This is a genomic window from Maricaulis sp., from assembly GCF_048270265.1.
Taxonomy (GTDB): Bacteria; Pseudomonadota; Alphaproteobacteria; order Caulobacterales; family Maricaulaceae; genus Maricaulis.
The window spans coordinates 123745-135904 of the sequence record NZ_JBLWTD010000005.1 but is presented as its reverse complement, the minus strand read 5'-3'; the positions used below and the strand labels follow the sequence as shown (position 1 = coordinate 135904).

At 63.2% G+C, this 12160-nt stretch carries 13 protein-coding genes and 3 tRNA genes; 13 read left to right on the top strand and 3 right to left on the bottom strand.

Annotated elements, in window-relative coordinates:
• Positions 1-87 precede the first annotated feature (87 nt).
• The 3 genes from rplM to ACN0YF_RS04410 all read left to right on the top strand — a co-directional run bounded on the left by rplM (position 88) and on the right by ACN0YF_RS04410 (position 1768).
• Positions 88-552 carry a 50S ribosomal protein L13 gene (gene rplM, locus ACN0YF_RS04420; protein WP_417481710.1) on the top strand — a complete coding sequence of 155 codons (465 nt, stop codon included), beginning with the start codon at positions 88-90 and terminating at the stop codon, positions 550-552.
• Between the two features lies 1 nt (position 553).
• The gene (gene rpsI / locus ACN0YF_RS04415) at positions 554-1048 is read left to right on the top strand and encodes a 30S ribosomal protein S9 (RefSeq protein ID WP_417493501.1); all 495 of its coding nucleotides are present in this window, start codon (positions 554-556) and stop codon (positions 1046-1048) included.
• A gap of 150 nt (positions 1049-1198) precedes the next feature.
• Positions 1199-1768, top strand: coding sequence for an HdeD family acid-resistance protein (locus tag ACN0YF_RS04410; RefSeq protein ID WP_417493500.1), 570 nt, complete (start codon positions 1199-1201; stop codon positions 1766-1768).
• A gap of 64 nt (positions 1769-1832) precedes the next feature.
• Here the strand turns inward: ACN0YF_RS04410 and phaC are convergent, their stop codons facing one another.
• Positions 1833-3860 (bottom strand): class I poly(R)-hydroxyalkanoic acid synthase, encoded by a 2028-nt coding sequence (gene phaC, locus ACN0YF_RS04405; RefSeq protein ID WP_417493499.1) that lies wholly within the window; start codon positions 3858-3860, stop codon positions 1833-1835.
• 119 nt (positions 3861-3979) lie between these two features.
• Between phaC and ACN0YF_RS04400 the strand changes: the two genes are divergently transcribed.
• The 10 genes from ACN0YF_RS04400 to ACN0YF_RS04355 all read left to right on the top strand — a co-directional run bounded on the left by ACN0YF_RS04400 (position 3980) and on the right by ACN0YF_RS04355 (position 10027).
• The gene (locus tag ACN0YF_RS04400) at positions 3980-4282 is read left to right on the top strand and encodes a hypothetical protein (RefSeq protein ID WP_417493498.1); all 303 of its coding nucleotides are present in this window, start codon (positions 3980-3982) and stop codon (positions 4280-4282) included.
• Between the two features lie 66 nt (positions 4283-4348).
• Positions 4349-5305, top strand: a complete 957-nt coding sequence (glpX, locus tag ACN0YF_RS04395) for a class II fructose-bisphosphatase (protein WP_417481715.1) — start codon at positions 4349-4351, stop codon at positions 5303-5305.
• Between the two features lie 25 nt (positions 5306-5330).
• Entirely contained in the window at positions 5331-7145 is a 1815-nt protein-coding gene (recJ, locus tag ACN0YF_RS04390) for a single-stranded-DNA-specific exonuclease RecJ (protein WP_417493497.1), read from the top strand.
• A 66-nt stretch (positions 7146-7211) separates the two neighbouring features.
• A tRNA-Glu gene (locus tag ACN0YF_RS04385) sits at positions 7212-7286 on the top strand.
• Positions 7287-7405: 119 nt separating this feature from the next.
• Positions 7406-7924, top strand: coding sequence for a 6-pyruvoyl trahydropterin synthase family protein (locus ACN0YF_RS04380; protein WP_417493496.1), 519 nt, complete (start codon positions 7406-7408; stop codon positions 7922-7924).
• Between the two features lie 312 nt (positions 7925-8236).
• Positions 8237-8761, top strand: a complete 525-nt coding sequence (locus tag ACN0YF_RS04375) for a cold shock domain-containing protein (RefSeq protein WP_417481718.1) — start codon at positions 8237-8239, stop codon at positions 8759-8761.
• A gap of 74 nt (positions 8762-8835) precedes the next feature.
• Positions 8836-9447, top strand: coding sequence for a DUF192 domain-containing protein (locus ACN0YF_RS04370; RefSeq protein ID WP_417481719.1), 612 nt, complete (start codon positions 8836-8838; stop codon positions 9445-9447).
• A 39-nt stretch (positions 9448-9486) separates the two neighbouring features.
• Positions 9487-9563 (top strand) — tRNA-Pro (locus tag ACN0YF_RS04365).
• A 49-nt stretch (positions 9564-9612) separates the two neighbouring features.
• Complete coding sequence (locus tag ACN0YF_RS04360) at positions 9613-9918, top strand: ETC complex I subunit (protein WP_417481720.1); 306 nt, start codon at positions 9613-9615, stop codon at positions 9916-9918.
• 32 nt (positions 9919-9950) lie between these two features.
• Positions 9951-10027 (top strand) — tRNA-Arg (locus tag ACN0YF_RS04355).
• 46 nt (positions 10028-10073) lie between these two features.
• Here ACN0YF_RS04355 and metC read toward each other — a convergent pair.
• The gene (gene metC, locus ACN0YF_RS04350; RefSeq protein ID WP_417493495.1) at positions 10074-11222 is read right to left on the bottom strand and encodes a cystathionine beta-lyase; all 1149 of its coding nucleotides are present in this window, start codon (positions 11220-11222) and stop codon (positions 10074-10076) included.
• Entirely contained in the window at positions 11219-12058 is an 840-nt protein-coding gene (locus ACN0YF_RS04345; RefSeq protein WP_417493494.1) for a sulfurtransferase, read from the bottom strand. Before ACN0YF_RS04345 ends, metC begins: the two co-directional genes overlap by 4 nt.
• Between the last annotated feature and the right edge of the window lie 102 nt (positions 12059-12160).

Below are 12160 nucleotides of genomic sequence, written 5' to 3'. Positions count from 1 at the left end.
GCCCCCTGCTTGACCAAATGAAAAAGCCCGCCTACACCGCGCGCTCGAAACCAAACCCATGGCCAACAGGCTTGAGGCAGGACAGATATGAAAACCTATTCCGCAAAACCGGCGGACGTTGTCAACAAGTGGATCGTGATCGATGCAGAGGGGGTCGTTGTCGGCCGTCTTGCAGCCTTCGTCGCGACCCGTCTTCGTGGCAAACACCGCCCGGATTTCACCCCGCACACTGACACCGGTGACCACGTCATCATCGTTAATGCCGAGAAGTGCGTCTTCACCGGCAAGAAGCGTGACGACAAGCGTTACTATCGCCACACCGGTCACCCGGGCGGCATTAAGGAAACGAGCCCGGCCAAGTTGCTCGACGGTCGTTTCCCCGAGCGCGTTCTGGAAAATGCGATCAAGCGCATGCTTCCCAAGGACAGCCCGCTCGCACGCCAGCAATATTCCAAGCTGCGTGTTTATGCCGGGACCGATCACAAGCATGAGGCCCAACAGCCCGAGCTGATCGATTTCAAATCCATGAACTCCAAGAATTCGAGAGGCTGATATGTCTGAAGAAGCCCGCTCGCTCGACGACCTGAAGGTCGTCATGAAAGCTGCCGACGCCGTCAAGGTTGAAGCAGAAACCGTTCCTGTCGAACCTCAGATCGACGCCCTCGGCCGTGCCTACGCCACTGGCAAGCGCAAGAACGCGATTGCCCGTGTGTGGATCAAGCGCGGTTCCGGCAAGATCACGGTCAATGGCCGTGACCAGGAAACCTATTTCGCCCGCCCGGTTCTGCGCATGTTGCTGCAGCAGCCGCTGGAATGTGCCGAACGCGTCAACGAGTTTGACGTCATCGCCACCGTCAAGGGCGGCGGTCTGTCCGGCCAGGCCGGTGCCGTGCGTCACGGTATCTCCAAGGCTCTGACAGCCTTTGAACCTGGCCTGCGTGGCGTCCTGAAAGCCGGTGGCTTCATGACCCGCGACAGCCGCGTCGTCGAGCGCAAGAAATACGGCCGTGCGAAAGCCCGCCGTAGCTTCCAGTTCTCGAAGCGCTAATCGGTCACCCGATTATCGGTTACACGTTTGCGGGCGGTTCCTTCGGGAGCCGCCCGTTTTCGTTTGTGGTGCGACGATATGGCGGCGCGAATGGCGCTGACGGCGAGGGCGCATCGCGCTACACCGGGGCCAACCAATATGGAGCCTCCCATGAGCAATGATATCGACACCATGCCTGTCTTTGATCTCAACCGGCAGTGGGGGTGGTTTGTCGGACTCGGCGCCGTCTTCCTGTTGTTTGGACTGATCGCCTTCGGCAATCTCTTCGCCGCCACCGTCGCTTCGGTCTATGTCTTCGGGCTGTTGATCGGGGTCGCCGGCATCGCCTTTCTCGCTCACGCCTTCCAGGTGCGTGGCTGGCAGAATGTATTGTTCTGGGCCCTGAGCGGCGGTCTCTACACGATGGCCGGCCTGCTGGCCTTCCTCAACCCGACCCTGGCTTCAACCGTGATCACCCTGCTGATGGCCGTGTCCTTCATGGCAGCGGGCGGGTTTCGCGTCTGGTTCGGCCTGCAATTGCGGCCCGCTCCGGGCTGGCAGCTGATCGCGCTCAGCGGTGCCGTCACCGCCCTGATCGGCCTGATCATTGCCTTCAGCTGGCCCGCCAGTGGCCTGTGGCTGCTCGGCCTGATCCTCGCCGTCGATCTGACGGTGCAGGGCGTGATGATGGTCCTGTTCGGGCTGGGTCTGCGCACGGCCTTGTCGGCATTTGACGACTGAGCTGTCGTAACCTTCGCTGACCTGCAGCGGACGTCACGCATTATTGTCGTCATCCTGACGAAGGTCAGGATGACGAGCTTGGCGTCTTTGCGCGCGGTTTCGCCGGCTTTTTGGTGGACGCTTTCGCCCTCGGTTTTGCCTTGGCGGAGGCCTTCGCCTTGGGTTTGGCCGCAGGCTTCGCTTTCGTGGCCGGCTTTGCCTGTGCCGCAGGGGCCGGAGCCGCCGTCTCGGCCTTCACCCCGTCCTTCGCATCGCTCCGCACCAGCACATTTTCACCTGGTGCGTCACGGATCACCTTGAGCTTGCCGGCCCCCGGAGTTCGGGCCGGGACATCCTCGCCGGAGCGCTCATAGAGCCAGTCGCGCCAGTCGAGCCACCAGGAGCCGGGTGTTTCTGTGGCACCGTCCAGCCAGTCCTCGACGGTGTCGGGCAGGGTCTCATTGGTCCAGTACTGGTATTTATGGGCATCGGGGTGATTGATCACGCCGGCGATATGGCCCGAGCCGGCCATCATGTAGCGCACCGGGCCGCCAAAAAGTTTGGCGCCGCGGTAGACCGAGGGGTAGGGCGCGATATGGTCGTCGCGCGAAGCTTGCATATAGACCGGCGTCTTGACGTCGCCGAGCGCGAGGTTGACCCCGTCGAAATCCAGCTCGCCCTTGGCCAGCTTGTTGTCGCGATACATGTTCTTCAGATACCAGAGGTGTAGCGCCTTGGGCATGCGGGTCTGGTCGGCATTCCAGAACAGGAGGTCGAAGGCCTGCGGCTGCCGCCCGAGCAGGTAATTGTTGACCACGAAGGACCAGACCAGGTCGTTTGAGCGCAACAGATTGAACGTGTCCGCCATGGTGCGGCCGTCGAGCACGCCACCCTGGGCGTCCATCAGCCGTTCGATCTCCTCGATCCAGACATCATCGACGAAGAGCAGGAGTTCGCCGGCCAGTTCGAAATCGGTCTGGGCCGCGAAGAAGGTCGCCGAGGCGATACGCTCCGGCTTGCCGGTCGCTTCCAGCCAGGCCAGTGTTGAGGCGAGCAGCGTGCCGCCGACGCAATAACCCACGGCATTGACAGATGTCTCGCCGGTCGCGTCCTCGATGGCGTCGATCGCCGCGAGCAGGCCCTGGTGCATATAGTCTTCGAAGGTCTTGTCTTTCAAAGCCTTGCCCGGATTGACCCAGGAGATCAGGAAAACGGTGAAACCCTGCTTGGTCAGCCAGCGGATCATTGAATTCTTCTCGCGCAGGTCGAGAATGTAGAACTTGTTGATCCAGGGCGGCGCGATCAGGAGCGGACGCGCCTTCACCGTTTCGGTCGTCGGGGCATACTGGATCAGTTCGATAATCTCGTTCTGGAATACGACCTTGCCCGGCGTGGTCGCGAGATCGACGCCGACACGGAAACCGTCCGTATCCGTCTGGCGCAGGGCGAGGCGGCCATCGCCGGCCTCGAGATCCTCGACCAGGTTTTCCAGCCCTTGCGTCAGATTGGCGCCGTGGGTGCGCATGGTCTCGCGCAACACGTCCGGATTGGTCAGCGCAAAATTGGTCGGTGAGAGCGCATCGGTCATCTGCTTGGTGAGGAATTCGACCTTGCGCTTGGTACGCTCATCGACGCCCTCGACGCCCTGCACCAGCCCCATCATGAAATGCTGGTTCATCAGATAGGATTGCTTGATCGCGTCGAAGACCGGATTCTTCGTCCAGTCTTCGCTGCGCCAGCGCTTGTCACCCGCTTCCGGCTCGATGGCGGGCTCGACCGGGCCGTCGAAGACGCGCCGGGTCGTATTGGTCCACAGGTCGAGATAGCCCTTGGCCAGTTCCGCCTGGGCTTTCATCATCAGGTCGGGCTGGGTGGCAATGTGTTGCCAGACTTCCTTGAACTCCGGTGCGGAATGGAAGGGATCGGCCTGCGGCATCACCGCTTCGCCCTCGAGCGCCTTCTGCATGACGTTCGACATCAGCTTTTGCGAGTGCAGCGAGGCCTGCATCAGATTGCGCGAAACCGTGTCGAGCGCGTCGAGCTCGGCGGCTGTCAGATTCGCCCAGGGATGGGAGAGTTCGCTCTTGTCGTCGCTGCCGGACCCGTTGGTCATGCCGATTCCTTGTGTTCGAGTGGTGACTCAGGAGATGATGAGCGTATAGAAAGCACAACACGCGTCCAGCGTCAGGAGATAGCATGAAACGGCCTTTTCGCTCGGCAGTTTTACCGGTTGTGACAATGTGCCTCCTCGCCGGTGCCTGCACCGCTATCGAGCCGTTGACCGATCAGGCTGCAACGCCGGCATGGGTGCGCGAGCGTCTGGCCAATGACGTAGAGGGCCGCAAGGCACCGCCCTCCGTCCCCGTCAATGAATTGACTGCGGGCGATGCTGCCCAGCTTGACCAGGATGCGGCCGAGGTCCTGCGCCGCCGCGAGCGCCAGGCTGCCGAGATTGCCGCCATCGAGGCCGAGGGACGGCGTGAAGTCGAGGATTTTGTCGCCGAAGGGCGGACCCGCACCACGCCGCCGCAATAATCCAGTTTACGATTTGAAATCAGACCATGCGCCGCGACCTGCCGGCGCGCCACGGGAGAAATTAGCATGAGTGATACGCGCGCCTTGAGCAATCTGGCTCTGATGGCTGTCAATGCAGCGGAATCGGCGGCGATCGCCTCCTCGGCCTGGATCGGCCGTGGCGAAAAAGAATCGGCAGACCAGGCCGCCGTCGACGCGTTGCGGACGGGCCTGAATGCCATGCCAATGCGTGGCCGTATCGTGATCGGTGAGGGCGAGCGCGACGAAGCGCCGATGCTGTTCATCGGTGAGGAAGTCGGCACCGGCGAAGGTCCCGAAATCGATATCGCGCTCGACCCGCTCGAGGGCACGACCCTGACGGCCTGGGGCATGAACAACGCCCTCGTCGTGGTCTCCTTCAGCCCGCGCGGCGGTCTGCTCAATGCACCGGACACCTATATGGACAAGATCGCCATCGGCCCGGGCCTGCCGGCCGGTGTGATCGATCTCGACGCCTCCCCGGAAGAGAATGTGCTCAACCTGGCGAAGGCCAAGGGTGTGTCGCCGTCTGAAATCACGGTTTGCGTGCTCGAGCGCGAGCGCCATCAATACATCATCGACGGCGTCAAGTCCGTCGGCGGCCGGGTGCGTCTGATCAGTGACGGCGATGTTGCCGGGATCATGGGCGCGGCAGGGCTGGGCACCGGTGTCGACATGTATATCGGCCGCGGCGGCGCACCTGAAGGCGTGCTGGCGGCCTCGGCTTTGCGTTGTATCGGCGGTCAGATGCAGGCGCGCCTCTTCTTCCGTACTGATGACGAGCGCGATCGCGCCCGCCGCATTGGCGTCACTGATCTTGACCGGAAATACGACCTCGCCGAGCTGGCCTCGGGCCAATGCCTGTTCGTGGCGGCTGGTGTCACCCAGGGCGATCTGGTCGATGCAGTGAAGCGTTCCGACGGCATGGTGCATACGCACACGCTGGTGCTGGATTCTTCGGATCATTCCATCCGCCGCGTTCGCAGCGCCCGGCCGGAGGCCTGATCCGGCGCCAGGGGGCCGGGATCGCATGACCATTGAACTCGATCCACCGATGGACTTGCCGGACGCCTATCTCGGCGTAGAACGCTCGTTGACCGGCCGGCGCTGGATTGCGCGGCCGGTCGATGAAGGCGATGTCGCGGCCATCGCCCGGCAACAGCAGATATCTGACAGTCTGGCGCGGGTCCTGGCCGGCCGCGGCGTGGCACCGCCCGAGGCGGCACAGTTTCTGACGCCGCGTCTGAAGGACAGTTTCCCCGACCCGTCCGCCTTCCAGGATATGGACCGGGCCGCCGGTCTGGTCTGGGACGCGCTCGATGCCGGCAAGTCACTTGCGGTCTTTGCCGATTACGATGTCGACGGCGCGACCTCCTCGGCGCAACTGCGGCGCTGGCTGCGCGCTGTCGGGCATGAGGCCGCGCTCTATGTGCCTGACCGCATCGCCGAGGGGTATGGTCCCAGCGACGCTGCCTTCGACACCCTGAGCGAGAATGGTGCCGATCTGGTCATCACGCTCGATTGCGGTGCGACCTCGCATGGCCCGCTACAGCATGCCCGCGAGATCGGCCTCGACGTGATCGTGATCGACCACCACCTGATGGATGGCGAGCTTCCGCCGACGGCAGCCCTGGTCAATCCAAACCGGCCTGACGACACATCCGGCTGCGGTCATCTGGCGGCAGCTGGCGTGACCTTTGTCTTCCTGGTCGCGCTGAACAGGGAAGGGCGCCGGCGTGGCCGCTTCGACGACCGGCCCGAGCCGGACCTGATGCAATGGCTCGACCTGACCGCCCTGGGCACGATTTGCGATGTGGTGTCGCTGACCGGCATCAATCGCGCCCTGACGGCCCAGGGGCTCAAGGCGATGGGGCATTGGCACAATCCCGGCCTGCGCCAGCTCGCGCTCGTCGCCGGCATCAAGGACGATGCGGCCAACACCTACCATGCCGGCTTCCTGCTCGGACCGCGAATCAATGCCGGCGGCCGGGTCGGGCGCTCCGATCTCGGCGCGCGCCTGCTCGCCAGCGATGACGAGGAGGAGGCAGCGGGAATCGCCGCGGAACTTGACGCTCTCAATACCGAGCGTCGGGCGATCGAGGCTGAAGTTATGGAAGAGGCGATGGCGCAGATCGAGCGCCAGGGCCAGGACCGGGCGATTCTGGTCGCGTCGGGTGAGGGCTGGCATGCCGGCGTGATCGGGGTCGTCGCCGGTCGCGTCAAGGAACGCTATGGCAAGCCGGTGATCATCATCGGCCTCGACACCGGCGTTTCGCCGGTGCTGGGCAAGGGCTCAGGGCGTTCGGTGCCCGGGGTCAATCTCGGCGGCGCCATTTCGGCGGCGCGGCAGGCGGGCCTGCTGCTCGCCGGCGGCGGTCACGCCATGGCCGGCGGGCTGACCGTCGATGCGGAACGAATCCATGAGCTGGTCGCCTTCCTCGATGCCCGTCTCGCGCCTGAACTGGCTGCAGCCAGCGATGCGATGGCGCTGCGGCTTGACGGGCTGTTGACGGCGCCGGGTGTCTCGCCGGAGCTGGCTGGCAGTTTCCAGGCAGCGGGCCCGTTCGGGCAGGGTAATTCCGAGCCGCGCTTCGCGCTCGCCGATCTGCGGGTCAGCTTTGCCCAGCGAGTCGGCAAGGATCACGTGCGCTTCACGCTCACCGATAGCGGCGGGGCGAGCTTGCAGGGCATCTCTTTCCGCACCGCGGACGGGCCAATCGGCGAGGCACTTCTGGCCGCGGACGAGCGTCGCTGGCACGTCGCCGGGCGGGTCAAACTGGATCAGTGGAACGGCCGGAACCGGGCTCAGTTTCAGCTTGAGGATATGGCAACAGCAATTCGCTGAAGTTTTTTCACATCAGCATCTTGCCACACGCCTCGGGCTTACGTATTAAGCGGCCCTCATCGCGTTGGGCCCTTCGTCTATCGGTTAGGACGCTAGGTTTTCAACCTGGAAAGAGGGGTTCAACTCCCCTAGGGCCTACCACGCGATCTTCCACCCGATTATGTGTGCAATATCACCCCTTCCGGGGACCGGAATGGGGGATCGGGTACAGACATATCGGCAATGGTCTCGACGAGGCCGTCAGGCAGGGAGAGCGGGGCATGGCCCATCTTTCAACCAAGACCTATGGCAATGATCGCGGACTGTCCTGTTGCTCGCGGCAATGGGCGGCAGACAGCGATTGCCATCTGCTGCACGGCTACTCCTTCGGTTTCCACTTCGTCTTCGCCGCCGAACAGCTCGACCGGCGCGGTTGGGTGCTCGATTTCGGCCGCGGCGGTTTCGGCTTGATTCGTGACTGGCTGCACGAGATGTTCGATCACACGCTCCTTGTTGCCATTGACGACCCGGAACGCCCGGCGCTCGAAGCGCTCGGCGAGCGGGGTATTGCGCGCGTTCGCGTGGTCGAGGGCACCAGCTGCGAACGCATGGCCGAACTGACCTTCCGCCGCGCTGACGAGATCGTCCGCGAAGCCACTCAGGGACGGTGCTGGGTGGAATCGGTTGAATGTTCCGAACACGGAGCCAACAGCGCCATCTATCGCAGCCAGCCGGCGATCGAGCGCCTTGCCGAGGCGGACCGCATGCGTGCGGCGATCCAGGCCACCATTGCCGATTGATTCGTTTTGGTCTCGAAACCAGGGTTGGAATCAAGGTCTGCGACCCTAGGTTTTGCTGAAAACGGACAGTTTTCCACATAAAAACTCGCCTTTAAGGCGAAAAAGTTTTGGCACACCCGCCACAGAAAAGACGCATTTGGTTGCGGGTTCTTGCCTGGCACAACACAAGATGTGGTGGTTCTGGCGCTGCGAACCTCTCGCAACGGCAAGATATTGCGGATCGTTAAAGCAACCATTTGGTCGCTACGACTTCTCCTCTGCGAAGAAATTGTGTAAATTCCTTCATGTTGGGTTGTTGAAGCGAGTGATGTGATGGTTCTAGCGCACGATGTTTTTGAGGACACCGAGGTTGTCCGGCTTGAGGGCCGTATAAAATGGTATGATCCGGCCCGGGGCTATGGCTTCATCGATGCGGTCGACGGATCCGGCGATATTCTCCTCCATGCCAGTTGCCTGCGCCGCTATGGTCAGGGTCCGGCGCTGCCTGATGCCAAGGTGGTCTGCCACGCGGTGAAGGGTGAGAAGGGCCGCCAGGCGGTCGAGATCCTCGAAATGACCGGCGGCGATGGTGAGGCCGAACTGCGGCCGCGGCGCTTCCATCCCCATACAGTCGTCAACACGCCGTTCCATGCGGCGGTCGTCAAATGGTTCGATGCCCTGCGCGGTTATGGTTTCGTGACCTGTGAAAGCGTCGACGGTGACATCTTCCTGCACGCCGCCACCTTGCGCCGCGCCGGGCTTGAGGATGTCCAGCCGGGTGAAACGCTGCATATCCGTTGCGTCGAGGGACCCAAGGGTGCCCTGGCGGCGGAAATCCGGGCTGGCGGCAGTCTCTGAGACTGATGATGTCCGTGCATTCGGGACGGCGCGGCGCGATTGCGCCGCGGCTCCGGCTTGGCTAGCCTGAGCCTATGAAAAAACTGATCCTCATCTCCGCCCTGATTCTCGCCGCGCCCGCCTGGGCCCAGGACGAGGCTGCGCCGGCAGCGACTGCCGAAACCGCGACTGCCGCGGCCACGTCTGATGCGAGCCCTGCACTCGCACCGATCGCGTTTGGCGGTCCTGAGACAATGACCGTCGACACCGGCGAGTCGCAACATGTCTTCATGGCCGAAATCGCCTCGACGCCCGAACAGCTGGCGCGCGGGCTGATGAGCCGCGAAACGCTCGACCCTGATGCGGCGATGCTGTTCGTCTACATGCCGCCGCGCCGCGTCTCGCGAACGATGGAGGGCACGCTGATCAGCCTTGATTGGCTGTTCATTCGTGAGGATGGCACTGTCGTCAAACTCATTGCCAACGCGCAGCCCGGTTCGCAGCGCGCCCTGGAGTCCGATTTCGATGTCGCCGCCGTGCTGGCGATTGGCGGTGGCCGTGCCGCGGAGCTGGGGATTCGCCCCGGTGCGATGCTCCGCGATGAGGCCTACGGTTCTCTCGTTGCAGAAACTGCAGCCGGAGAAGGGCCTGAAACCACGGAAGATGAGGATGCTGCTGCACCTGAATCGGCTTCAGACGCTCAGTAGACTTGCCTAACTGCAAAAGCGCTTTCATAAGGGCGCCTTCGGGGCGTAGCGCAGCCTGGTAGCGCATCTGGTTTGGGACCAGAGGGTCGCAAGTTCGAATCTTGCCGCCCCGACCATTTTCAAGGCCCGCAACAGGCAGGGCCGCAGCATGATGGGGAGAACCGCATGTTTGCGAAGATTTACCAGCCGGCCCGCAATGCGATGCAGTCCGGCCGCGCACTCTCCAAACAGTGGCTGCTCGAATTTACCCCTGAAATGGCACAACGCCCGGATCCGCTGATGGGCTGGACCTCCAGCACCGATATGCGCGCCCAGATCCGCCTCAGCTTTGACAGCCAGGAAGAGGCTGTCGCCTATGCCCGCCGCCAGGGCATCCCCTATCAGGTGACGACGCCGCACGCGCCCAAGCGCTACGTCAAATCCTATGCCGACAATTTCGCCACCGACCGCAAACAGCCCTGGTCGCACTGACCCCGCTGGTCGCCAGTCGCGAATCTGTCCTTGCCTCCGTAGCTCAACTGGATAGAGCACCCGCCTTCTAAGCGGACGGTTACAGGTTCGATTCCTGTCGGAGGCACCATTTTCCAGAAATCCGGAGTCAGGGCCGTGGGGCCGCAGTCCCAGCTCTAACGAACCGCCGCAAAACCCTTCTCCAGGTCCGCGATCAGGTCCTCCGGCGCTTCCAGCCCGCAGGAAAAGCGGATCAGGGCGCCATCATGCTTGTGTGCCGTTGCGCTGCGCTTGAGTTGCGGGTCGCAATGGATGGCGAGGCTTTCATAGCCGCCCCAGGAGAAGCCGAGACCGAAGATGTCCAGCGCATCGAGGAAGCGTTCGCTCTTCGCGACGTCCCAGCCGGGCATCTCGACCGCGAACAGGCCGCATCCACCGCTGAAATCGCGCTTGAAGATGGCGTGGTCGGGATGATCGGAGCGCACCGGGTGACGGATGGCGCCGACTTCGGGGCGCGCTGCGAGCCAGTCGGCGAGAATGAGGCTGGTCGCTTCGCTGCGCTGCATGCGCAGGGCCATGGAGCGAAAGCCGCGCAGGGCGAGATAGGCGTCGTCCGGGGCGGTGTGGATGCCGAAGGCGCGCTCGGTCGCCTGCAGGCGTTGGGCCATGGCCTCGTCGCGCGCGATGACGGCGCCCATCAGCAGGTCGGAATGACCGCCGACATATTTGGTCAGCGACTGGGCGGCGAGATCGACGCCCAACGCGAGTGGTTTCATCGTCAACCCGGCCGACCAGGTATCATCAATAATGGTGGCGACACGCTTGTCCCGAGCCACTTTGGTGATTGCGGGAATGTCCTGCAATTCCATTGTCAGCGAGCCGGGCGATTCCAGCAGGATGGCCTGGGTATCCGATGTGATCAGATCGCTGATTTCGGCGCCCATGCGCGGTGCGAAGAAGGATGCCGTGACGCCGAAGCGCGGCAGGGTGTTGAGCAGGAAGCTGCGCACCGGTCCGTAAATGCAATCGGCTGCCAGCACGGTTCCGCCGGCCTCGACCACGGTCATGATGGCGAGCGTATTGGCCAAAAGCCCGGATGAGGTGAGGGCGCAACCGGCACCCCCTTGAAGCCCGTTCAGGGCCTCGCGCAGGGCGGTCTGGGTTTCCAGTCCGACACGGCCATAATGCGGCATGCCGGGCGGGAAATCATAGAGCTGGGCCGCCGAGGGTGCTAGAATCGTCGAGCCGCGCTCGACACCCGGATTGACCAGGCCGCGGCTGTCATGCGGTCGTCCCAGACGGGTGAGCCGGGTTTCGTCCCTCATCTGTACCGCCGTCCACCGCCCTTGACGATTGGCGTGTCGGTGCGTGACCCCCATTCCGACCAGGACCCGTCATAAACGGCCGAAGTGCGTCCGGAACGTTCCAGCGCCAGGGAGAGAATGCAGGCAGTGACGCCGGAGCCGCAGCTGGTGATCAGCGGCAGTTCCGGATCAATGCCGAGGTCCTCGGCCAGCTCTTCGTCGATCTCGATCAGATTATTGTCGTCATCGAACAGCATTTCATAGGGCAGGCTGGTGGAGCCCGGGATATGGCCGCTGCGCATGCCGGCCCGGCGTTCCGGCTCGAGACCGGCAAAACGACTCAGCGAACGTGCATCGAGAATCTGGTGCGAGGCGTTGCGGCTGGCGATCTTTACATCGGTGACCGTAGCGACGAGTTCGCGGCGATAGCTTGGCGTGTAGGTGCCCGGTTCGGCTTCGGTGGCAGGAAGGTCCTCGATCGGTCCGCCCGCGGCGATCCAGGCCGGCAATCCGCCCGCCATGACGCGGACATTGTCGTGCCCCATCACACGGAACGTCCACCAGACGCGCGGCGAACTGAACAGGCCGATACGGTCATAGACGATCAGTTCACTGTCATTGCTGATGCCCAGCGTTTCGACATGGCGCGCGAACACGTCCGGTTCCGGCAGCATGTGCGGCAGGGAGGAGCGTTTGTCCTTGACGGTGTCGATATCAAAGGCGAGCGCCCCCGGGACGAAACCCTCGCTCTCCACAGATGGGCCGCCATCATACGTCCAGCTGGCATCAATGAAGATGGTTCCCGGTTCGCCCAGACGGGTCAGGGCTTCGGTAGCGGTGATGAGCGGGTCGGTCATGAGTGAAGCCATGCGGGCACTGTGAGCCCCTTTTCGTGCGGGAAGAACAGAGTATCGAGCCTGGGCCGGGTGGGGCAGCCGCCCGCAGGGCGCATGGCACCA